This window comes from Actinomycetota bacterium (assembly GCA_013152275.1).
Classification (GTDB): Bacteria; Actinomycetota; Acidimicrobiia; order Spongiisociales; family UBA4744; genus BMS3Bbin01.
This window is the reverse complement of record JAADGS010000090.1, coordinates 79,973-102,636: the sequence shown is the minus strand read 5'-3', so window position 1 is coordinate 102,636 and position 22,664 is coordinate 79,973. Positions and strand designations below refer to the sequence as shown.

The following is a 22,664-nucleotide window of genomic DNA, read 5'->3' as shown; positions in this document are numbered from 1 at the left end:
CACAGGGACGTGGTTCGAGCCTACCGGTCCTCCCATCTACGAGAAGCCGAGCAGACGCCCGCCCTGATAGACGAGAAATGCTGCGAGCCAAGCGATGACGAGACCCAGTCCCAGTGCGCCGGCGGCGACCTTCCACGAGCGGGCTTCGGCCCGTATGGCGGCAATCGTTGCCACACATGGTGTGTAGAGCAGCGTGAACACCATGAAGGAGATGCCCTGAAGGGCGGTGATGTTGGCGGCGATCTGTGTGGTGAGATCGCCACCGTAGATGAGGGCGAAGGCACCGATGACGATCTCCTTGGCGATGAAACCGAAGAGCAGCGCCACGGTCTCCTGCCATCCGATGCCGAGGGGATGGAAGAGGGGCTCGAATACCCGACCAAGGATGCCCGCGTAGCTCGTCGGCCCTGCGACGTCGACTCCCGGTGGAAGGTTCGTCAGCAGCCAGACGATGACGACTCCGATGGTGATCATGGTGCCGGCCCGGTACAGGAAGTCCTTGACCTCGTACCCGGCACGCAGGCCGACCGTCCGCGCCGTCGGGAGACGATACGGGGGGATCTCCATGATGAACGGTTCCGGTGGACCGGCGATCTGTAGCACCTTGAGGAGCAGCCCGACTCCGATGACCGCACCGAAGCTGCCGAGATAGAGGGCGAACACAACCCATGGAGCGACGTGCGGCGAGAACAGAATGGCGGAGAGGAACACGAAGACCTGCAGTCGGGCGCTGCACAGGGTGAACGGGATCAGCAGCATGGCCCGGATCCGGTTGTGCTTCCCCGACAGGACCCGGGTGCCCATCACCGCGGGGACGTTGCAGCCGTAGCCGAGCAGCAGGTTGATGAACCCTTTGCCGTCGAGGCCGAGACGGTGCATGAGCCGGTCCATCAAGAACGCGGCACGGGCCATGTAGCCGGAGTCCTCGATGATGGACATGAACAGAAAGAAGAGCAGGATGATCGGGAAGAAGGAGGCGACGGTCGCGAGGCCTTCCCAGAGGCCGCTGACGATGAACGAGCGCAGGAGCTGTGGGAGGCCCGACATCACTTGGGACAGTCCGTCTCCGATGAGGGAGAAGAGCGAGGCAAGCCAGGACTGCAAGGGTGTTCCCAGGGCGTAGACACCTTGGAAGACGATCAGCATGATCACCGCGAAGAGAGGGAGACCGAGCCACCGGTGCAGGAGCACCCGATCCAGTTTCTCGCTCAGAGCGTCCGGAAGCGGAGGTTTGCGCTGAGTCGCCTCGAGGACCAGGCCACGGGCCGAGTTGAAACGGCACTGTGCGCAGACCGCCGGTATCTTGGCGCCGGTGGTCTCTTCGACACGATTTCGCCACTCGGCGGCACTGGCCCGGATCTCGGCCATTGCAGGGTGATCTTCGAGAGGCGGGACGGTGTCGCCTTCCAAGACGCGCAGGGCGAGGAATCCCTCGTCGAGATCGGTCGGTCCTGCCTTGCGTTCGATCTCGCGGGCGAGATCGGCGACCGCGGCTTCCACCACCGGTGGCCACGACACGTGGGGTGGGCGGGCCTGTTCCGGATTCCGGATCGTCTCGTACAGCGCCTGCCTGAGGGAGGGGAGGCCCTCACCGGTTCTGGCGACGACCGGGATCACCGGACAGCCGAGATGCTCTCCGAGTACCTCCAGATCGAGATCGAGTCCGGCACGCCTGGCTTCATCCATCATGTTGACGGCCACGACCATCGGGAGACCGCTGTGGCTCATCTGGAGGGTGAACCCCAACCCGCGATACAGGTTGCGAGCGTCGAGAATGTTGAGGATCACTTCGGGAGGGTCACTGAGGAAGAAGTCACGGACGATGCGTTCCTCTTCCGAGGTCGGGGTGATCGAGTAGGCACCAGGAAGATCGATGAGCTTGACGTCGTATTCGCCGAGAGTGAAGTGTCCGACCGCCTTCTGAATGGACACTCCTGGCCAGTTGCCGACTTTCCGATTCGAGCCGGTCAGGCGATTGAACAGTGTTGTCTTGCCGGTGTTGGGAATTGCTGCGAGTGCAACCGATACCTCACGGTGGGCCATCGGAGGCCTCTTCGACCACGATCTTGTCCGCCTCGCCTCGACCCAGTCGAACCGGCTCTCCGGTCACCCGCACGAGGATCGCCGGGTGCGTTGCCAGCACATCGATACGGGCGCCTTCGGTCAGGCCGAGTTCCCCCATACGTCTTCGGAAACCGTTGCCTCCCGCCAGCGACATGATGCGATAGCTTCTTTGCGTGACGGCCACGGACGTGAGCGGCATGGCCACGATATCGCAGTCCATCGCCGCGATCTCATCGGATCGGAGTGCCACCAGATCACCATGATCGAGGGCGACTTCGACCGCACCGCCGAAGGGGCCGGTGCGCACGATCTGCAGTTCCACGCCAGGGAGGATTCCCATCTGGGCGAGACGGGTGGAGAGGCCATTCTCTTCGCTCAGGGACCGGATGCGACAGATGGTCAGTGGTTGTATGAGGTCGGGACTCATTGGAGCCTTCAATGGTAGAAGACCGCCGGTATGGCGGGTAATTGACGCCGTGTCAGATACCTGGGGGTCCGGGAAAAGCCAACACCGTACGTTGGCGCAGACCGGGCAGAGCGGCGGGAGGTCTGCTCACTGGTACGCTGCCTGCTCCGGAGGAGTGAGATGGCGTCGTACGATTTCGTAACAGTCGAACACAAGTGGCAGGAGCGGTGGGAGGAAGATCGGGTCTTCAGCGCAGACGATGATGATCCGAGGCCCAAGTTCTATAACGTGCAGATGTACCCCTACCCGTCGGGTGATCTCCACATGGGGCATCTGCGGAACTACACGTACACCGACCTGCTGACCCGCTACCAGAAGATGCGTGGGCGCAACGTCCTCGCCCCCATGGGTTGGGATTCGTTCGGGCTGCCGGCGGAGAACGCTGCCATCCAGACGGGGGTTCATCCGCGGGTGTTCACCGAACAGCGGATCGTAAAGATGACCGAGCAGCTCAAGCGCCTCGGCGCGGTCTACGACTGGGATCGGGAAGTCGCCGCTCACACGCCCGAGTACTACCGATGGACCCAGTGGCTGTTCCTGCGCTTTTTTGAACGGGGTCTTGCCTACAAGAAGAATGCACCGGTCAATTGGTGTCCGAAAGATCAGACGGTGCTGGCCAATGAGCAGGTCGTCGACGGGGTGTGCGAACGCTGTGGTACCCCGGTCGAGCATCGTGACCTGGATCAATGGTTCTTCAAGATCACCGACTACGCGCAGCGTCTGCTCGACGACCTGGCGACGCTCGATCGATGGCCGGAACGTGTCCGGACCATGCAGGAGAACTGGATTGGGCGGTCCGAGGGGGCCGAGTTCACCATGCAGGTCGCGGGGCGGCCCGACCTGGCGTTCTCCGTGTACACGACTCGACCGGACACCATCTTCGGGATGACGTTCGTCGTGGTCGCCCCGGAGCACCCGCTCGTCGAAGAGCTGGCGCGGGGCACGGAGCATGAAGCGGAGGTACGTGCGTTCGTCGATCTTGTGCGACGCGAAAGTGAAGTGGAGCGCCTCTCGAAGGATGGTGAGAAGCGGGGCATATTCGTGGGTGCCAACGCGATCAATCCGGCCAACGGTCAGAAGGTGCCGATCTTCATCGCCGACTACGTTCTCATGTCCTACGGCACCGGGGCGATCATGGCGGTCCCCGCCCACGACACCCGTGATTTCGCTTTCGCCAAAGTGCACGGCCTGCCGATCCCTGTCGTGATCGCACCACCAGAGTGGGACGGCTCCGATCTCGACGAGGCCTACACGGGCGACGGCGTCATGGTCAACAGCGGGCCGTTCGACGGGCTGCGTGCTCCCGAAGAGGGGAAACCGGCCGTCACCGCGTGGCTGGAAGAGCAGGGCATCGGCAAGGCGTCCGTGCAACTTCGCCTGCGCGATTGGCTGATCAGCCGGCAGCGGTACTGGGGGGCACCGATCCCGATCGTCCACTGCCCTTCCTGTGGCGCCGTACCCGTACCGGACGAGGAGCTGCCGGTGCTCCTGCCCGACATCGAGGACTACGCACCCAAAGGCCGATCGCCACTGGCTGCCGACCCCGACTTCGTGAACACGACCTGTCCGTCCTGTGGCGGTCCCGCGGAACGGGAGACGGACACGATGGACACGTTCGTCGATTCATCCTGGTATTTCCTCCGCTACACCGATCCGCACAACGACGCGCTGCCATTTGCCCGCGACAGGGTCGACTACTGGATGCCGATCGACCAGTACATCGGTGGAGTCGAGCATGCCGTGCTGCACCTGCTCTACGCCCGGTTCTTCACCAAGGTGCTGTACGACCTCGGCATGGTCGGATTCCAGGAGCCGTTCACAGCTTTGTTCACGCAGGGAATGCTCACCAAAGACGGCGCGAAGATGTCCAAATCGAAGGGGAATGTCGTCGCTCCGGACCCGTACTACGAGCGGTATGGCGCCGACGCCATCCGCCTGTACGAGCTGTTCATCGGACCGCCGACCGACGACGCGGTGTGGAACGATCGGGGTGTCGAAGGGACGGCCCGGTTCCTCGACCGGGTGTGGCGTCTCGGCACCGAGACGACTTCCTTCGAAACCAGGGAACCGGCACCGGCAGACCTCGCGATCCGTCAGACAGCCCACCGTACGCTGGCCAAGGTCACCGGTGACATCGACCGATTCGCGTTCAACACGGGTGTGGCGGCGCTCATGGAGTTCAACAACGCTCTTCTCGCCTACGTTCGCAGCGGAGCGCGGAAAGAGACCTTCGACGAGGTCTACGGACTACTGCTGCAGATGCTCGCACCGATGGCTCCGCACGCGGCCCACGAGCTGTGGGAGCTGACCGGGCATGAGACGATGCTCGCCACCGAAGCGTGGCCACAGTTCGATCCTGCCCTGATCGTCGAGGATGTCATCACCATGGTCATCCAAATCAACGGCAAGGTGCGAGACCGAGCTCGGGTGCCTGCAGACATCACCGAGGAAGAGGCAGAAAAGGTTGCCTTTGCGTCGGAGCGGATTCGTTCTTGGACAGATGGCAAGATGATTCGCAGGGTGGTTGTTCGGGCACCGAGACTCGTCAACATCGTGGTTGACTGACAAGGGCGGTAGCCTCATGTCGATGCTTGCGTCGATTCCCTCCCCATCAACCAACACGTTGTCGATCGGTCCTCTGACGATCCACTACTACGGGCTGCTCATCGGCATCGGTGTGCTCGTCGCGATCTGGGTGACGATGCGGCGGTTCGAGCGCTACGGGGGAGACCCACACCTCGCGGAGACCGTGTCCATATGGGCGGTCGTTGGAGGCTTGCTCGGGGCCAGGGCCGCGTATGTGATCCCACGCTGGGCCGAGGTGACCTCAGGAGGGTTGTGGCACGTTTTCGCCATCTGGGAAGGCGGTTTGGCGTTCTTCGGTGGACTGACCGTCGGAGCGATCGTCGGTGTTGTCCTCATGCTCGTTCACAGGACTCCGGGCAAGGGGCGGTTCTGGAACGTCGCCGCGTTCGCAGATGCGGCGGCGATCGGGTTACCCGCCGCCCAGGCGATCGGGCGGTGGGGCAACTACATGAACCAGGAGCTGTTCGGCACGCCGTCCAACCTTCCATGGGCAGTGCAGATCGCCCCGCAGTTCCGCCCCTCTCAGTATGCGGATGCGGCCACGTTTCATCCGACGTTCCTCTACGAGTCTGCGTGGAACGCGCTTCTCGTGATCCCGCTGCTGCTGCTGATCGAGAAACGGTTCAAGATCGCCAGAGGCAACATGATCATGGGGTATCTGGTGTTCTACGGTCTCGGTCGTTTTCTCCTCGAGTTCATCCGTACCGACTCCGCCACACACGTGTTCGGGTTTCGGGCCAACCAACTCGTTGCCGCACTGGTGGTCATCGGTGCGCTCACCGTATTCCTGGTTCGACAGGCATCGCTAGCGCGCAGCCACGCCAACGCGTCGGTGAGTGTCTCGGTTGCGGCCGCAGGGGCCTCCGCTCCAGGGAGCGCAGGATTCCAGGACGAGAATGAGCAGGCGAGCAGCCGGCCGGTCGACGAGATCGAGCGCAACAACGACGCCACGGCATCCAGCGACGGGCCGCCGGGCGATGGGTAGTTCACGGCCGGCATTTCGGCGGGATTGACGACGTCGACATCGATGTGCACAGAGAGCGGGATATCACCCGCTTTCTCGTCAATGCTGGCGTCGCTATCCGACGCTGCCATTGACAGAAAAACCACTCCCATTTTCTCGTCAATGCCGGCGTCGCTATCCGACGCTGCCATTGACAGGAAAACCGTTCAGGTGATGACCACCTGGTCGAGACCCTCCTCCGCCTCCGGGTATCGCATGTCGAGACGTTCGAGCGTGTCGACCAGCACCTCGGAGACCACCAGGTTGCGGTACCACTTCCGGTCTGCAGGAACCACGTACCAAGGTGCCGACGGAGTCGACGTCTTTGACAGGACGGCCTCGTACGCCTCCGCGTAGGCGTCCCACCGTTGCCGTTCGGCGAGGTCGTTCCGGGAGAACTTCCAGTGTTTCGTCGGCTCGTCCAGACGGGCCTGCAGCCGCAGTCGCTGCTCCTCCTTGGAGATGTGCAGGAAGAACTTGAGGATCGTCGTGCCCTCGTCGGCGAGTCTCTTCTCGAAGGCATTGATCTGGTCGTAGCGCCGGCTCCAGACGTCGGCCGGGACGAGGCCGTGCACCCTGACGACAAGAACGTCCTCGTAGTGGGAACGGTTGAAGATGACGATCTCGCCGTTGCCCGGTGTGTGCGGGTGGACTCGCCACAAGTAGTCGTGGGCCAGCTCTCGTGACGTGGGCTTCTTGAATGAGGCGACCTTGACACCCTGTGGGTTCGTGCCGTCGAAGACATGCCGGATCGTTCCATCCTTGCCACCGGTGTCCATCGCCTGGAGCACGACGAGGAGTCGGTGTTTTCCTTCCGCGTAGAGAAGTTCCTGGAGATTCTCCAATCTGTGATTCAACGCCTGGGCTTTCTTGCGGCCGGCCTTCTTCTTGCCGGTGAACGCCGTCGTGTCTGCCGGATCCCGTTCGGAGAGGCGGACGGCGGTTCCGGGTTCGACGCGATAGCGGTTCATGTGTCTCCTTGGTCGAGCACAACCTACTTCACCCGGCGGCGGCAGGGTGATACAAGAGCGACGAGGGATCCTTGACTCGATTCTCCACTCTCATTGCAGCAGGGGCGCTCGCGCTTGCAGCGGCTGCCGGCCTCTGGTTCGGCAGACCGAGCGCGGCCACAGCTCCTGTGGAGACCCCTCCGGCCGTTCGTCTCGAGGAGGCGATCGACACGGTGACCGTCTACGTGTCGGGGGCGGTCCTCCATCCGGGCCTCGTCGAGATCTCGGCACCGGCACGCGTGGCCGACGCCATCGCCGGAGCAGGCGGGGTCCTTCCCTATGCGCAGTTGAGCGGCGTCAATCTCGCCGCGCCGATCTCTGATGGGCAGCAGGTCGATGTACCTTCGATCGCCGCCGAGGGGTCACCGGCGGCCGTGGATGCAGGCAAGGTCGCGGTCAATCGCGCCGGCGCGCAAGAGTTGGAAGCGTTGCCGGGGGTGGGACCGGTCCTCGCCAAGCGCATATTCGACTACCGCGAACGCAACGGGCCATTTGAGACCATCGAGGATCTCTTGGATGTTCCCGGCATCGGTGAAGGAAAACTTGCGGCGCTTCGTGATTCGGTGATCGTGCCGTGACACGACTGCGACTGCCCGGCGTCGCCGGACGCTGGACTCTGGGTGCCGGAGCGCTCGTGTGGAGTGCCGTGGCCGTCGGCAGGCTCGTAGGCGTGCCCGCGGTCGCCGGGGCGGTGGTCGTCGGAGGCACGATTCTGGTGACCGTCCGTCGAGATTGGACGGTCGTGGCTGCTGCGCTGCTCGTGGCAGGCTCGCTCTCCGGCTCGCTGTCTGCGGCAAGGGAGTCGTCGGTGCTCACAGCTCCCTCGGTCGACGGCCCCGTCAAGCTCGCGGGCTGGGCAATCGACGATCTCCGTCCCGGCGGATCGGGCGACTGGTTCCTCTTCCAACCGACCCACATCGAGTATGACCACACCTGGCAGGTCTGGGATGGGGCTCCGATCCTCGTCGCGGTCGATACGGCAACCGAGATTGCCGCCCGGGATCGCGTGGTCGTGAAAGGTACCGCCCGGACGCAAGGCGGGAGAGCGCGCGGTGATCCGTATGCCGGCGTCATCCGGGGTGCGAGCGTGACGATCGTATCATCGGCCTCCGACCCTTTGTTCTCGGTTGGGAACGCCGTGCGGCGAAGGATCGCGGCAGGACTGGATGCTCACGGCGGGGGCGCCGCGGAAGCGCTGCTCTCCGGGTTTCTGATCGGTGATATTCGCCGATTGCCACCGGTGGCCTCGGACCAGCTTCGCAGGTCGGGACTGTCCCATTTCGTTGCGGTCTCGGGGTCCAACGTTGCGCTGTTCCTTCTGCTTTGGTGGGTCATCGTCGGGCCGTTCGCCTTCGGACCTCGCCGGAGGGCGGTCGCCGGCCTGGTCGGCCTTGCCGTGTTCGTGGTCATAACCCGTTGGGAGCCTTCGGTCCTTCGTGCCGCGGGCATGGCAGGCCTCCTGTTGGTGGCTCGCTCCGTCGGAATCGCCCTCACACCGTGGATCGCACTCGGCACGTCCGTTTCGGCGCTGCTGCTGGTGTCGGGCGAACTCGGCGGAGATATCGGATTCCAACTTTCCGTTGCCGCGACGATCGGGGTCATGGCGGGGGCCGACATCTTCAAGGACCGATTACCCCGCCGGCTCGGTGCACCCCTGGGAGTGACCGTTGCAGCGCAGATAGCAGTCGCTCCAGTCCTCCTTGCACACTTCGGTGCGTTGCCGCTGCTCTCACCACTGGCCAATCTCCTCGCATCGCCACTGGTGATGACCTCGACGGCATCAGGAGGAATCGGACTCCTCGCAGGCGTGCCGTTCCTGACCGAAGTGGGGGTGCGCGCCGCGGGCGCCGTGCTGTTCATCGCGAAGACGGCCTCGAGTTGGCCGCAGATCGGGCCGATGGCTGCTCTTCTGGTCGCGGCAGGCGGCTTCCTTGCCCGATCACGGAAGCTGCGTCCTCTGCTCGCCGTGGTTGCAGGGGCGATCGTGTTCGTCACGGTCGCCATCCCCGCACATCGAGTAGCCGGCCCGTCGACCGTGTTCCTGGACGTCGGACAAGGGGACTCGGAACTCATCATCGGTTCGGGCGGCCAGACGCTGCTGATCGACGGGGGGCCTGACCCCGTTCTGATCCTGCACAAGCTTGCAGAGTACGGGGTCCGCAGCATCGATCTCATGGTGCTGTCGCATCCACACGATGATCACGCGGCGGGGCTCCTGGCCGTTCTCGAGCATCTCCCCGTGGGGGCACTGTGGCACTCCGGGTATCCGCAAGGCGGGCCCGCCTCCGTCGAGTTGCTCTCGGAGGCCGAACGGCGAGGGGTCCCTGTTCTGGTGCCACCGGTCGGGCAGAGGGTCGCCATCGGGGACCTCGACATCATCGTGGCAGGGCCTCTGCGACGCTATGCATCGCCCAACGACCAGTCTCTCGTACTCGTCGTGCAGGGCTACGGGACGACGATGCTCTTTCCCGGCGACGTGGAGAAGATCGCCCAGTCCGAACTCGGACCCATCCCCACCGATGTGCTGAAAGTGCCTCATCAGGGAGCCGATACTTCGGATGTCGGGTGGCTTCTCTCGACGAGACCGACGCAGGCGATCATCAGCGTCGGGCAAAACACGTTCGGACACCCGTCTCTCGAGGTCATCGCGGCCTTTGAGTCTGCCGGCACGGTCGTGCGACGCACCGATGAAGAAGGCGACATCGTGGTCCCCTTCCGGTGAACGATCAGTCGGGGAACTCTCGTTGCGCTATCGCTCCGAGGCGCACCTCGATCTCGTCGACGGGGTCATCCGGGAACGTAACGAGATCTCCCACGATCCGATCCGGGGAGGCGCCGCGATTCCGCAAGCCCTCGGCGAGGCGGAGCTGGAGCGTGTCCAAGAAGCTCTGGGCTCCCTGACGGCCGGTCTCCGGGAGGATGACGGTGATCAGATGCCGGTCTGCCTCCAGCGCATGTCCGCAGCGATCGGCAGCCCGTATGCTTGCCGCCAGATCGCGGCCGATCTCCTTCAGCACGGTGCGACGTTTGCGCCGTCGCAACCCCTCGAACACCGATGTGGGGATTTCGACGAGCACCACCGAGAAGACTTTCTCGTATCGCCGGGCACGGCTGCGTTCCATGTCGATCGTCTGCAGGACCGCCCTGGCATTCAGCAGGCCCGTCGCATCGTCGACCTGGTCGTAGAGGCCGAGCTTGTCGATAGAAGCACGCAGCTGATCCGCCGCCCAGCCACCGATTGCCCCGAATGCCAGATATCCGGCCGCTCTGCCGAGGATCAGCCCGGTGAATCGGCCGGCACCAACGGCTGCGATCGCGGGAGACCGAATGGCGGCGTATGCGACGGCGGCAACCAGACCGACGATCACGCCTCCGCGAAGGCCCCAGAACATCAAGCCGAGAAAGACAGGGATGAAGAGCAGCGTTCCGATCACTTCGATGGGATCGACGCTGCGCACATACATGATCAAGGCGACGAGGCTGAGCACGATCAGCCCTACGCCGGTGAGGAGGATGCGTGCTCGTCGATAAGGAATGTTCGTCACAGCTCGTGATGGTAGTTCCCGGTGCCGAGTCCCTGGTGACCAGAGTCGGAGCGTGCCGTTTACGGCGGGTCGTTGCCGGATGTCGGGAGCAAGCCGGTGTCTGCGTCTTACACTGGAACCATGCCATCGATCCTCAAGTCGCGGGTTGCGATCGTGTTGATACTCGGGGTCTTCTTGATCCCGATTGCAGCATCGTCACTTCGCGGTCTCACCCACGTGCTGACCTGCGAGGAAAACGTGGCAGCACCGTTCAGTGTCATCGTCGCCGAAGACGGCAGCGCGGTCGTTACCAGTTCGGCAACGGGACAGACCGGGGAAGATAGCGGCCTTTGTGGCGGCCTAGCCGTGGATCTGAAGGCCCGGGCCGAATCGGATGGTCGGCTCAACCTGACCGTCCGGGTCACGAACAACTCGGCGTATCCGTGGCAGGGCACGGTTGATCTGTCGTTGAACCGCATGGTGATTCCTGTGGCGATCGGCCGTATCGACCCTGCGGAGACAGGAACCGATACGGTGGTGTTCCACCTCGATCCCGGGGCTCACCTGTTGACAGGCTCACTGCTCGTCGGGCCGTGAGGCAGTTTTCAGTTATCGGTCTTCAGTAATCAGTAGTTGACGTGGTGTGCTCTTGTTGGGAACGCGTCGACGACCGACGACCGACGACCGACGGCTGGTTGCAGGCCCACGCTACGCTGCGTTCCGTGAGCGCCTTCAGTCTTGAGGCCGGGAGTCGGCGCTTCGACTTCACCGGCGATCGAACCTACGTCATGGGCGTTATCAATCTCTCGCCCGAGTCCAACAACCGTCACACGGTGGCCAATTCGCCGCGGGAGGCGCTCGCGATGGCCCACCGGTATCGCGACCATGGCGCGGCGATGATCGATCTGGGAGGCCAGTCCTCTCACTTCGACAATGTGGAACTGTCACCGGAAGAGGAACTCGAACGGTTGCTGCCGGCACTCGATCTCCTCGTGGCAGAGGAGTTCGTCGTCTCGGTGGACACATGGAAGCCTCATGTCGCCCGCCGGGCCGTCGATGCCGGTGCGGCAATCGTCAATGACACGGGGGGCATGCGGAACGAAGCAATGGTCGAGGTTGTCCGGTCGACCTCGGTGCCTGTGGTCGTCACCTACGTGGAAGGGGAGGATCCCCTCTCGGTGGGTAACCTCGAGTTCGTCCAGGACAAGGCCGCTCAGGTCGCCGAACGTCTTGCTCCCCACATCTCCGACCTCCGGGCGCTGGGGGTCACCGATCTGATCCTCGATCCGGGCTTGTCCATCAACTACCGGAGCGACTACGAGGAGTACACACGTCAGCAACTGCGGGTCATCCGGCACCTGGACGTGATTCGTAAGCTCGGGTATCCGGTGCTGATTCCCATACCGCGCAAACGCGAACTGGCGAGAGTGATGGCGTATGTGACGCTCGCGCTCGAGTACGGAGCCGACATCATTCGTGTCCACGACGTCGAGCACGCGTGTGACCTCGTGCGACTCTTCGGAAGGGACGGGCCGTGAAGGCGATCATCGCCGTACAAGGTCCGTCCGGCGCGGGACCCGGTGAGCGCCAGCAAATGCTCGAACGCTCCCATCGCCTCCTCGAGCAGGCCGGTGTCTCGGATACCGTTCGCATCGATGTCCCGGCGCGAGGCGCCGAAGAAGTCGGTGAGGGGGGAATGCTCCGGGCTGGAGTCGAGCCGCTCGTCCCGGCGCTGCAGTCCGGATCGTTGTTCGGCGACCGGCTCGGAGTTGAAGTCGTCGACGCGCAGTCTTTGCAGAAGTCGGAGGCAGAAGTTGTCGTCGAGTTGCTGGACCGGATGGATCCGGAGGCAGTGACGGTCGTCTTTGTGGCGGCAGGAAGCCTGCCCAGTTTGCTGGCCAAGAAGGTGAAGGCCATCGGTGAGGTCATCACCGTCAAGAAGATTCGAGAACAGGATGCGAACGATTGGCTCTTCGCCGAGATCAAGAATCGAAGCCTGCGGGTCCGTCCCGATGCAGTGGCCGCGCTGCTCAGGAAATTCGGTTCCAATGTGGCCGCCATGGCTCAGGCACTCGATCAGCTCACCGGCCTGGATGAAGTCACCATCGACGAGGTGAACGTCAGGTTCGCCAATCGTCCAGACGAGCCGATCTGGCACTACGCCGATGCCGTCTCCGCGGGAGACGTGGGTCAGGCATTACGCCGACTATCCGACTTCCTCGTGCACGGGCATCCGCTCCAGCTCCTCGGTTTCCTCGAGAATGATCTCCGTCGTCGTGCAATGGCTGCGTCCGCGCCGAACCTCGAGACGCTCGCGGAGTGGCTCGGCCAGCCGTCGTCCTCGTTTCCGGTCAGAAAAGCCTGGCAGGGTCGTTCGAAGAGCTCCGATTCGGCTCTGCAACGAGCTCTCGGTGCGCTTGCACGGGCAGACAGGATCCTGAAAACGAGGCCGGCGGAGACACACGAACTCACGTTGGAACGGTTGACCGTTGCGCTCTGTCGTTGGTACGGAGGACCGCGAAGGGCTTGACCGAGAACTCGCACGATGCGCGACTGTGCCCTGTTTCCCTGGGCCGTCACACCCGCCCCGCGGTCTTGCATCGATGTAGCGTCGCGGTACGAAGTACTCGGTACAGCGAGCGAAGCGAGCCTGTGAGCTGGTGAGCCCGGCTCAGCCTTCCAAGCGGCGTCTGACCTGCTTGACGAGTCGTGACTTCCTGCGGGCGGCCGTGTTCTTGTGGATCAGGCCTTTTGCCGCAGCCATGTCGATACGTCTCTGGGCGTCGATGAGCGCCTCTTCCGCCGCCGCCGCGTCGCCGGTGTCGGCTGCGGATTCCGCCAGCTTCACACGAGTCTTGAGTTCGGAACGCATCGCCTTGTTGGCGATGCGACGCTTCTCGTTCTGACGGTTTCGTTTTATCTGTGACTTGATGTTGGCCATGCGTGAATCTTCGTGTTGAGGACAATGACGGGCAGAGCTGCTCCGTCGAGCGTGGGGAGCCTAGCAGCGTAGGTGCACCGGTACAATGCGGCGTTCTCGTGATTCGCAACTTCAGCATCATCGCGCACATCGACCATGGCAAGTCGACGCTCGCCGACCGTTTTCTCGAACGGACGGGGGCGTTGAGCGCGCGTGACATGCGGGAGCAGGTACTCGATTCGATGGACTTGGAGCGAGAACGCGGGATCACGATCAAGGCACAGGCGGTCCGGCTTCGATACGAGCACCCAAACGGTCAGACCTATACGCTGAATCTGATCGATACTCCGGGTCACGTCGATTTCAGCTACGAAGTCTCCCGTTCGTTGGCGGCATGTGAGGGAGCCGTCCTCCTTGTCGACGCCGCCCAAGGTGTGCAGGCACAAACGCTCGCCAACGCCTACCTGGCCATCGACGCAGGCATCGAAATCATCCCTGTGATCAACAAGATCGATCTGCCTGCCGCAGATCCGGATCGGGTGACGGGAGAGATCGTTTCGCTGTTGGGAGTCGATCCTGCTCGCATCTTGCGGGTCTCCTCCAAGACCGGTGAGGGCATCGATGAGCTTCTGGAAAGGATCGTGGAGGAGATACCGCCGCCGGCGGGCGACGTGAACGCCTCGCTGCGGGCACTGGTATTCGATTCCTACTACGACGCGTACCGAGGAGTCGTGTGCTATATCCGCGTCGTCGACGGGGAGTTGAGCGAAGGTGAGAGTGTCGTGTTCACCGCGACCCACGAACGCCACGCGGTAGCGGAAGTCGGTGTCCTTACGCCGCACGCCGAACCGGTGTCCGAACTGCACGCCGGGGAGGTGGGGTACCTGATCACCGGCGTCAAGGACATCGGTCGCATTCGTGTCGGTGACACGGTGACGCTCGATGAGAAGACCGAGCCGCTTCCCGGCTATGCGGAGCCCAAACCGATGGTGTTCTCCGGCTTGTTCCCGTCCGACGGGGAAGACTTCGAACGGCTCCGCGAGGCCCTCGACAAGCTGCGCCTGAATGACGCCGCGTTGGTGTTCGAACCCGAGACTTCGAGGGCGCTGGGTTTTGGTTTCCGCTGCGGGTTTCTCGGATTGCTCCACATGGAAATCGTGCGTGAGCGCCTCGAGCGTGAATACGGGCTCGATCTGGTGGCAACGTCTCCATCGGTCGCCTATCGGGTTCACCTCACCGACGGCTCCGCAGTCGAGATCCGATCTCCGGCCGACCTACCCGATCCAGGACTCATCGACCATCTCGACGAGCCGCTGATGAAGGCCCTGATCGTGGTTCCCGTCGAGTATGTCGGCACGGTCATGGACCTCGCGCAGAGTCGCAGGGGAACCATGCAGCACATGCACTATCTGACACCGGAGCGAGTCGAGATCACCTATGAGATCCCGCTTGCGGAGGTCGTATTCGATTTCTTCGATGCGCTCAAGTCGCGCACTCGAGGGTATGCATCCCTCGATTATGAACCGGCCGGATACTGCACCGCCGCGCTCGTCAAGGTCGATATCCTCCTCAACGGCCAGAAGGTGGACGCGTTCTCGGCCATCGTCCACAAGGACGAGGGGTACCGCTACGGACGCCGGATGGTGGCCCGGCTTCGCACGCTCATTCCCCGCCAGCTCTTCGACGTTCCCATCCAGGCCGCCATCGGAAGCAGGATCATCGCTCGTGAAACCGTGAAGGCGAAGCGTAAGGACGTGATCGCCAAGTGCTACGGCGGCGACGTCAGCCGCAAGCGAAAACTCCTCGAACGCCAAAAGGAAGGCAAGAAGCGACTGAAGATGGTCGGTAGCGTCGAAGTTCCCCCGGAGGCGTTCATCTCGGCCCTGCGGCTCGACGATGACGACTGACGAGCCGCTGCGTCCGGATTCCCCCGTGCTCGCCGATGCAGCATCCTCGTTGGCGGCAGCGTATGTGCATGTCCCGTTCTGTGCCCGTCTCTGCCCCTACTGCGATTTCAACGTCGTTGTCGGCAGAGACGATCTGATCGAGCGTTACGTCTCGGCCGTCGTCGCCGAGATCGAGAGGGAACCGGTGTGGAGGCAACTCGATGCGGTGTATGTCGGTGGTGGGACCCCGTCTCGCGTACCGCCCGTGCTGCTCGCGAGCATCGTCGATGCTCTGGAGCGGCGGTTCGGGTTCGTTCCCGGCGTCGAGATCAGCCTCGAGGCGAATCCCGAAGACTGGACCCTTGCGGTGGGGGATGGGCTTCGCGAAGCGGGGTTCACACGCGTCTCCTTCGGTGTTCAGAGCTTTGACCACGAAGTGTTGAACGCCCTGGGACGGATGCACAGTCCCGAACGGGCGGAGACGGCGGTGGGCGCTGCCCGGCTGACGGGCTTTTCGGTCAATGTCGACCTCATTTTTGGGACACCCGGCGAGCGTAAGACAGACTGGATCGCCGGAGTTGCTCGGACGTTCTCACTGGCGCCTGACCACGTGTCGGCGTACGCGCTGACGATCGAGCGGGGGACCGCCCTCGGTCGGGCGGTCGCAGCCGGAGCGCCGGCCCCCGACGAAGACCTGCAAGCCGACGACTACGAAGCGCTCGAGAAGGCGGCCAGGGCGGCCGGGTTGGTGCGCTACGAGGTCTCCAACTATGCCAGACCGGGGCACACCTGTGTCTACAACCTCGTCACCTGGGCACAAGGTGACTACCTGGCTTTCGGGGCCGGCGCCCATGGTCATCGCAACGGTGAGCGTTTCCGCAACGTTCGTCGGATCGACGCCTATCTGGACCGGGTCGAAGCGGGGATCCGGCCCGTGCAAGGTACCGAACGGCTCGATCCGTGGGGACGCGAACAGGAACGCCTCCTGCTCGGGCTTCGGAGGACCGCCGGGGTCGAGGCGGGTGACGGTGGCATCCACCTCCTCGAATCCGCATGGGGGACCCGCCTGGAACACGCCGGTGTGATCGACCTGGAGGGGAGCCGGCTACGTGTCCGTCGCCCCCTGCTGACCGATGAGGTGAGTCGAGCGGTTTTAGCACTCTCCGGGTGCGACTGCTAACCTGAGGGGATGCTCAGCGAGCGGAAGTCCGAGGTCTTGCGAGCGCTCGTCGAGGAGTACATTCGCACCGGAGAACCGGTGTCATCGAAAACCGTGCTCGACCTGTCGGGATTGAATGTCTCTTCGGCGACGATTCGCAATGATCTGTCCGCGCTCGAATCCGATGGCTTTGTCGTTCAGCCGCACACTTCTGCTGGACGTGCCCCGACCGGCAAGGGGTACCGGTACTACGTAGACCACTGTTCGCCTGCGCGCCTTCATTCACAGACTCGGCTCAGGATTCAGTCGTTCTTCTCATCGTTTCATCAGGGTCTCTCGGAGCTGCTCAAGTCCACTACGGAACTTCTGAGCGATATCACCCACTACCCGGCGATCGTGGCCGGTCCCGGTGTCGCCATGGAGCGCGTTCGCGGCGTTCACGTCGTGCCGCTCGCTCCTCAGGTGCTGCTGCTCGTGCTCGTTTCCAACCGGGGTCGTGTGACTCAGGAATTGATCAGGCTCGAGAAGCCCGTCGATCCGCGTGAGGTGATTGCAGCCGAGCGTGTGCTTGGCGACCTGTTCGAGCACGAATCTGTCGATGAAGCACTCGCCGAGGGTGTCGAGGAGTCGTTGCACTTGCGAGAGCCCGTCGCCGGATTGGTCCGCGAGGTGATGAGTGCCGTCGGAAGGATCGAACGCGGATCGAGAGAGGTGTACGTCTCCGGAACCGCGCAGATGACGAACGTTTGGGAGGATCTGGTGGCGGTTCGCAGTATCCTCGAGTTGCTCGAGCGTGAAGCGATGGTGCTCTCGATCTTGTCGAAGGGAGGCACCGGCATCCAGATCGGCGATGAACTCGACATCGGTGATGACCTGAACCTCGCCGTCGTCTCGACAACGTTCAAGCTCGGTGAATCCGGTGTGGGCAGTGTCGGAGTTCTCGGACCGATGCGTATGGACTACCGTCGGGCAATCTGCGCCGTGGAAGAAGTCGGCGAGACACTCGAGGAGAGTTTGGGCTCCTCGTGAACAACATCAAATCACCGCACTGAGATTCCATGCGTAAGGACTACTACTCCATCCTGGGTGTCTCTCAGGACGCCGACCAGGACGAGATCAAGAGGGCGTTCCGCCGGCTGGCTCGAGAGACCCATCCCGATGCCAACCCGGACGATCCGGGCGCCGACGCCCGTTTCCGAGAGGTGGCCGAGGCGTACGAGGTGCTCTCCAATCCTGATCGACGTCGGGCGTTCGACCACGGAGAAACGATCGACCTCGGCGACTTGCTGATGGGCGGATTCGACGATCTGCTTCGATCGGTGTTCGGAAACGGTGGCGCCTTCGGTTTTGGAGGACAGCGAAGGCCGGCCAGAGGCAGAGACGTTGCCGTCGAGGCACGCATCAGCCTGGCCGATGCCGCCTTTGGGACGACGTCGGAGCTGAAGTTCCGGGCGCTGTCGACGTGTAGGGAATGCGCCGGGGTCGGCGCCGCTCCCGGAACGTCGGTAGAGACGTGCCGCCAATGCCACGGCACGGGCTCGATGCAGGTCGCACGACGTTCCATCTTCGGTCAGATGATGACACTGACGACCTGCGACCTGTGCCATGGCAGCGGTCGTCTCGTGGCAGAGCCGTGTCGTGTGTGTGGCGGTCGAGGAGTCGTCCGGGAGGAACACACCGTGAGTGTCGAGATTCCCCAGGGGGTGTCGACCGGAACTCGGTTGAGGCTGGCGGGACGCGGGGAAGCTGCTCCTCATGGCGCCCAGGCAGGTGACCTCTACGTAGAGATCCGGGTCCAGGCCGACCCGAGATTCGTCAGGGATGGTGACGATCTCACCTGCGTCGTTCCCATCGACATCGCACAAGCTGCACTCGGTACCGAGGTCTCGGTTCCGCTGATCGAAGGCGAATCGATGAACGTGACGATTCCACCAGGAACGCAACCAGGGCAGACGATCACGATTTCCGGCGAGGGGATGGGGCGGCTGGGAAGACGGGGACGAGGCAACCTCAACGTTGTCGTCGAGGTCGTCGTTCCGGAGCGCCTTTCCAAAGAGGAAGAGCGGGTGCTCCGCGAATTCGCCGAGCTTCGCGGGGATGCGGTCCGCTCCAGACGGCGCTTTCGGTGATGCGACACGTGCCGCACCTGTTGCTGGAACCGCCGTGGAGCGGCTCGACGATTCCGATGTCCGAAGCGGCCAGGCACCATTTGTACGACGTCGTGCGCCTTGGCGATGGGGCAACGGTCTCCTACACCGATGGCAGGGGAAGAACCGGTGAAGGGACGCTCTCGAGCGGAGCGGTACTGCGAGGTGAAGAAGTCGGCGTCGGCTCTCCGGCTGCCGCCATCACCATTGCCGTTGCACCACCGCGTTCGAGCGAACGGACGAGATTCCTTGTCGAGAAGCTCGGTGAGCTGGGCATCGGACGGCTGGTCTGGCTTCGCACCGTGCACGGCAATACACGAGCGCCCAAAGTGGACAAGGTACGTTCGTGGGCCCGGTCCGCTCTCGAACAGAGCAGAGGAGCATGGTTGATGGAGATCCAGGACGGTCTCGTCGACGTTGAAGACCTGGAGGGCAGACTCCTTGTGGCAGATCCCGGCGGTGAACCGATTTCGCCTGCTCAGGGCGATGTGACCCTGTTGATCGGGCCCGAAGGAGGGTTCGTCGCCGGAGAGGTCCCCGGTTCGCCGGTCAGTCTGGGTGGCCGGATTCTGAGAGTCGAGACGGCAGCAATCGTCGGTGCGGCACTTCTCCGAACAAACACCACGCAGAGGGGTGACAAAAGGGTCGCCACCGGGTAGAGTGTCACTGAGAGTGACACTTCGGGGGTGTTGTTCGGAGGGAGTCTGGCTGATGACGGAGGCGACATATAACCAGTCTGTTGGTCGAAGGCTGAGGGCGATTCGACGCCAGAAGAGGCTTTCCCTACAGGATGTGGAAGAGCTGTCTGCATTCGAGTTCAAGGCATCTGTTCTCGGCGCCTACGAGCGCGGGGAGCGGAGCCTGTCGCTTCCGCGTATGCACCGGCTCGCGGCCGTCTACGGTGTTCCGATCGAGCAACTCCTGCCGGAGGCCGAGCGAACCGGAGCGACATCGTGGAGTAGTGGGGGCGTCACGATCGACCTGGAGAAGGTCGAGCACTCGGACGGGCAGACCGGAGACATCGTCGAGCGTTTTCTTCGTGCCATTCAGTTGATGCGCCAGGACTTCAATGGACGCGTCTTGACCCTGCGTCGCAGCGATCTTCAGATCCTCGGAGGGCTTCTCGAGAACACCGAAGACGGTATCACGAGCGTCCTCAGCGAGCTCGGATTGGGAGACTCGGCCTAGCTTCCAGCGGCCGGTTTCCGACTGCGAGCTATCAGTGACCGGCAAGAGCCGTGACGCTCGCCCCCTCGGCATCGGGTCCACATAGGGGCCGCGTTACGAAATACGCAACGCCAGGCGGGCTCGCGAAGCGAGCCACGCGTGTACCCTCACCACCTCATGGGACGAACTGGAGTGCTCAGAACGCTCGGGTGCCGGCTCAACCAGGCCGAGAGTGATCAGATCCTTCTCGCTCTCGCCGATCGTGGTATCGGCACCGGTGGCTCGACACCGGACGTCGTCGTGGTCAACACGTGCACCGTCACCTCGGAGGCATCGTCCGCATCTCGCAAACTGATCCGGCGGTCCGTACGAGAGTTCCCGGATGCCACCGTGGTCGTCACCGGTTGCTATGCGGTCGCCCGATCGGCAGATGTTGCCGCCATGGAGGGCGTTGATGCGGTGCTGCCGGTCAAAGACGGCCTCGCCGGCCGTGTCGCCGAGTACATCGGTGCCGGTGCGCCTGTCCCGGTCCTCTTTCCGAGTCCGCGCAGGAACCTCAAGGTGCAAACGGGATGCGACGAGCACTGCACGTTCTGCATCGTTCCCCGGACCAGGGGAACGTTGCACAGCACGGACGGTGACGAGGTGTTGTCACGCGCCCGCAGGCTGGTGAACCTCGGAGTTCGGGAACTGACTCTCACGGGCGTACATCTGGGAAAGTACGGGTACGACGTCGGCAAGCGGGGCGCGCTGCGTGCGCTCCTCGGCGACCTCGCGGCGCTCACGGGACTGAAGCGGATCCGTCTCTCCTCCATCGAGGCCTCACAGGTGGACGATTCCCTTCTCGACATGATCGCTTCCGAGCCGAAACTCTGCCGGCATCTTCACATCCCCTTGCAGACAGGGGATCCAGACCTGTGGCAGGCGATGCGACGGCCAGGAACGCTGGATCTCTTCCTGGAGGTTGTGGAAGCGGCACGATCCCAAATCGACGGTGTGGCGATCACCACCGATGTGATGGTCGGCTTTCCGGGCGAAGATGATGCGGCTTTCTCCAGGACTCTCCAGGTCGTCGAGGCCGTAGGGTTCGAGAAGCTGCACGTCTTCCGTTTCTCGCCGAGAGAGGGGACACCTGCGGCGGACGACCCCCGGCAGGTCGATGCTTCGGTCAAGCGAGAACGATCCCGCACGCTACGGGCACTCGGCGCCGGCATCCGACGGCGTTGGCTCGCGCGTCACCAAGGTCGGACCGTGCACGTGCTTGTCGAGAAGGCCGTGCCGGAGGCAACGACCGGGGAGGCCCGCTTGAGTGGATACACCGACACCTATGCGCGAGTGACGTTCCGAGGCGCTGCGAGCCTCGTCGGTGGCGTGGCGCCCGTGTTGGTAGCCTCGACGGGGAAGGAACACCTGAAAGGAGCGCTCGTTGAAGGACTGCCTCTTCTGCAAGATCGTTGAAGGCTCGATCCCTGCGGATGTTGTCGCGGAGACCGACCATGTTCTCGCCTTCAACGACATCAATCCCGTGGCCCCGACCCACGTTCTGATCATCCCCAAGCGGCACGTTGCCGACTCTGCGGGGGAGATCACGAGTGCCGAAGGTGGTCTGCTGGCGGAGATCTTCATCACGGCGGCAGGTATCGCTCGCGAGAGGCAGCTCGATCAGGGGTGGCGCGTTGTCACGAACGTCGGTCCCGCAGCGGGGCAGACGGTCTTCCATCTGCATTTCCATCTCATGGGCGGATGGGCCGAGCCGCAACGTTGAGTGGTCCAGGGTCCTGGTACGAGGCACCGGGTACGGGCGGGGTACCAGGTACCTTCTCAGGTATCGACCTTTTTCGCGGTTCCCACGACATCGGTGGTCGTCGCCTTGGTACGCTCTCCAACATCGTCATGTCGAGAGAGTACCGATTCACACTGAATGGCAGCCGGCTGTCACCGGGAACGCCGCAGCTCGAGATCAAAGATGTGAGCCTCGCGTTTGGTGGTGTGCAGGCTCTACGCGACGTCTCGGACGGCGTCCGTCAGGGAGAGATTCATGCCATCATCGGACCCAACGGTGCAGGCAAGACGTCGCTGCTGAACTGCATCAGTGGTCTGTATCGGCCGCAGCGGGGGAGCATCACTCTCAACGACGGCGAGACGCTACACGAGTTGACCAAAGCTGCTCCGAGTGAGACGGCACGCTGGGGTGTTGCCCGCACCTTCCAGAACATCGAGCTCTTTCAGCACATGACGGTGCTCGACAACCTCATGCTCGGACGCCATGTGCACATGCGTCATCGTGTCTGGCGGTCCATGCTGTTCGTCGGACCTGCCCGGCGTCAGGAGATCGAACACAGGGAACTCGTCGAAGAGGTCATCGATCTCCTCGAGATTCAATCGGTGCGGTCCCAGGCTGTCGGCTCCCTTGCCTACGGTTTTCAGAAGCGTGTCGAGTTGGGACGCGCGCTGGCCATGCAGCCTGCGCTCCTGTTGCTGGACGAGCCGATGGCCGGCATGAACGCCGAGGAGAAGGAGGACATGGCGCGCTACATCCTCGATGTGAATCAGCTTGCCGGTATCAGCACTATTCTCATCGAGCACGACATGGGCGTCGTCATGGACATTTCGGACTCGGTCAGTGTTCTCGATTTCGGCCAGCTCGTGGCCTCCGGGTCTCCGGCGGAGGTGTCGAGGAATCCGGCGGTGATCGAGGCGTACCTCGGGGAGGATCAGAGTTGACGCCGGAC

21 protein-coding genes and 1 pseudogene are annotated in these 22,664 nt (G+C 63.2%); 16 read left to right on the top strand and 6 right to left on the bottom strand.

The window, feature by feature from the left end:
* Nucleotides 1–36: 36 nt before the first annotated feature.
* Complete coding sequence (feoB, locus tag GXP34_14080) at nucleotides 37–2,043, bottom strand: ferrous iron transport protein B (GenBank protein ID NOY57094.1); 2,007 nt, start codon at nucleotides 2,041–2,043, stop codon at nucleotides 37–39.
* The gene (locus GXP34_14075) at nucleotides 2,030–2,491 is read right to left on the bottom strand and encodes a ferrous iron transport protein A (GenBank protein ID NOY57093.1); all 462 of its coding nucleotides are present in this window, start codon (nucleotides 2,489–2,491) and stop codon (nucleotides 2,030–2,032) included. The genes feoB and GXP34_14075 overlap by 14 nt, the downstream gene beginning before the upstream one ends.
* Nucleotides 2,492–2,650: 159 nt before the next feature.
* Between GXP34_14075 and GXP34_14070 the strand changes: the two genes are divergently transcribed.
* Together GXP34_14070 and lgt are read left to right on the top strand one after the other, a co-directional pair.
* Nucleotides 2,651–5,095, top strand: a complete 2,445-nt coding sequence (locus GXP34_14070) for a leucine--tRNA ligase (GenBank protein NOY57092.1) — start codon at nucleotides 2,651–2,653, stop codon at nucleotides 5,093–5,095.
* 22 nt (nucleotides 5,096–5,117) lie between these two features.
* The gene (gene lgt / locus GXP34_14065; protein NOY57091.1) at nucleotides 5,118–6,101 is read left to right on the top strand and encodes a prolipoprotein diacylglyceryl transferase; all 984 of its coding nucleotides are present in this window, start codon (nucleotides 5,118–5,120) and stop codon (nucleotides 6,099–6,101) included.
* Here the strand turns inward: lgt and GXP34_14060 are convergent.
* Nucleotides 5,966–6,271: pseudogene (locus GXP34_14060) on the bottom strand (hypothetical protein). The gene lgt and the pseudogene GXP34_14060 sit on opposite strands and share 136 nt — an antisense overlap.
* Before the next feature lie 15 nt (nucleotides 6,272–6,286).
* A complete protein-coding gene (locus GXP34_14055; protein ID NOY57090.1) occupies nucleotides 6,287–7,090 on the bottom strand; it encodes a polyphosphate kinase 2 family protein in 804 nt (267 codons plus the stop codon).
* Between the two features lie 71 nt (nucleotides 7,091–7,161).
* Between GXP34_14055 and GXP34_14050 the strand changes: the two genes are divergently transcribed.
* On the top strand, nucleotides 7,162–7,707 hold the full coding sequence (locus tag GXP34_14050; GenBank protein NOY57089.1) for a ComEA family DNA-binding protein: 546 nt from the start codon (nucleotides 7,162–7,164) through the stop codon (nucleotides 7,705–7,707).
* The gene (locus tag GXP34_14045) at nucleotides 7,704–9,851 is read left to right on the top strand and encodes a ComEC/Rec2 family competence protein (GenBank protein ID NOY57088.1); all 2,148 of its coding nucleotides are present in this window, start codon (nucleotides 7,704–7,706) and stop codon (nucleotides 9,849–9,851) included. Before GXP34_14050 ends, GXP34_14045 begins: the two co-directional genes overlap by 4 nt.
* Nucleotides 9,852–9,855: 4 nt before the next feature.
* Here the strand turns inward: GXP34_14045 and GXP34_14040 are convergent, their stop codons facing one another.
* The gene (locus GXP34_14040) at nucleotides 9,856–10,674 is read right to left on the bottom strand and encodes a hypothetical protein (protein NOY57087.1); all 819 of its coding nucleotides are present in this window, start codon (nucleotides 10,672–10,674) and stop codon (nucleotides 9,856–9,858) included.
* Between the two features lie 120 nt (nucleotides 10,675–10,794).
* On the opposite strand from GXP34_14040, the gene GXP34_14035 reads away from it, so the two are divergent.
* The 3 genes from GXP34_14035 (at nucleotide 10,795) to GXP34_14025 (ending at nucleotide 13,183) form a co-directional block, all read left to right on the top strand.
* Nucleotides 10,795–11,250, top strand: coding sequence for a hypothetical protein (locus GXP34_14035; GenBank protein NOY57086.1), 456 nt, complete (start codon nucleotides 10,795–10,797; stop codon nucleotides 11,248–11,250).
* A gap of 125 nt (nucleotides 11,251–11,375) precedes the next feature.
* Nucleotides 11,376–12,191 carry a dihydropteroate synthase gene (locus tag GXP34_14030; protein NOY57085.1) on the top strand — a complete coding sequence of 272 codons (816 nt, stop codon included), beginning with the start codon at nucleotides 11,376–11,378 and terminating at the stop codon, nucleotides 12,189–12,191.
* A complete protein-coding gene (locus tag GXP34_14025) occupies nucleotides 12,188–13,183 on the top strand; it encodes a hypothetical protein (GenBank protein NOY57084.1) in 996 nt (331 codons plus the stop codon). Before GXP34_14030 ends, GXP34_14025 begins: the two co-directional genes overlap by 4 nt.
* A gap of 141 nt (nucleotides 13,184–13,324) precedes the next feature.
* On the opposite strand, the gene rpsT is transcribed toward GXP34_14025, so the two are convergent.
* On the bottom strand, nucleotides 13,325–13,594 hold the full coding sequence (gene rpsT / locus GXP34_14020; GenBank protein NOY57083.1) for a 30S ribosomal protein S20: 270 nt from the start codon (nucleotides 13,592–13,594) through the stop codon (nucleotides 13,325–13,327).
* Nucleotides 13,595–13,692: 98 nt separating this feature from the next.
* Between rpsT and lepA the strand changes: the two genes are divergently transcribed.
* The 9 genes from lepA (at nucleotide 13,693) to GXP34_13975 (ending at nucleotide 22,656) form a co-directional block, all read left to right on the top strand.
* Complete coding sequence (gene lepA, locus GXP34_14015) at nucleotides 13,693–15,480, top strand: elongation factor 4 (protein ID NOY57082.1); 1,788 nt, start codon at nucleotides 13,693–13,695, stop codon at nucleotides 15,478–15,480.
* Nucleotides 15,470–16,639: a radical SAM family heme chaperone HemW gene (gene hemW / locus GXP34_14010; protein ID NOY57081.1), complete on the top strand. Its 1,170-nt coding sequence runs from the start codon at nucleotides 15,470–15,472 to the stop codon at nucleotides 16,637–16,639. The genes lepA and hemW overlap by 11 nt, the downstream gene beginning before the upstream one ends.
* Nucleotides 16,640–16,648: 9 nt before the next feature.
* Entirely contained in the window at nucleotides 16,649–17,647 is a 999-nt protein-coding gene (gene hrcA, locus GXP34_14005) for a heat-inducible transcription repressor HrcA (protein ID NOY57080.1), read from the top strand.
* 29 nt (nucleotides 17,648–17,676) lie between these two features.
* A complete protein-coding gene (gene dnaJ / locus GXP34_14000) occupies nucleotides 17,677–18,747 on the top strand; it encodes a molecular chaperone DnaJ (GenBank protein ID NOY57079.1) in 1,071 nt (356 codons plus the stop codon).
* Entirely contained in the window at nucleotides 18,747–19,424 is a 678-nt protein-coding gene (locus GXP34_13995; GenBank protein NOY57078.1) for a 16S rRNA (uracil(1498)-N(3))-methyltransferase, read from the top strand. Before dnaJ ends, GXP34_13995 begins: the two co-directional genes overlap by 1 nt.
* Nucleotides 19,425–19,476: 52 nt before the next feature.
* Nucleotides 19,477–19,953, top strand: coding sequence for a transcriptional regulator (locus tag GXP34_13990; GenBank protein ID NOY57077.1), 477 nt, complete (start codon nucleotides 19,477–19,479; stop codon nucleotides 19,951–19,953).
* Nucleotides 19,954–20,109: 156 nt separating this feature from the next.
* Entirely contained in the window at nucleotides 20,110–21,390 is a 1,281-nt protein-coding gene (locus tag GXP34_13985) for a MiaB/RimO family radical SAM methylthiotransferase (protein NOY57076.1), read from the top strand.
* Nucleotides 21,359–21,697: a histidine triad nucleotide-binding protein gene (locus GXP34_13980; GenBank protein ID NOY57075.1), complete on the top strand. Its 339-nt coding sequence runs from the start codon at nucleotides 21,359–21,361 to the stop codon at nucleotides 21,695–21,697. The genes GXP34_13985 and GXP34_13980 overlap by 32 nt, the downstream gene beginning before the upstream one ends.
* A 128-nt stretch (nucleotides 21,698–21,825) precedes the next feature.
* A complete protein-coding gene (locus tag GXP34_13975; GenBank protein NOY57074.1) occupies nucleotides 21,826–22,656 on the top strand; it encodes an ABC transporter ATP-binding protein in 831 nt (276 codons plus the stop codon).
* Nucleotides 22,657–22,664: the final 8 nt, after the last annotated feature.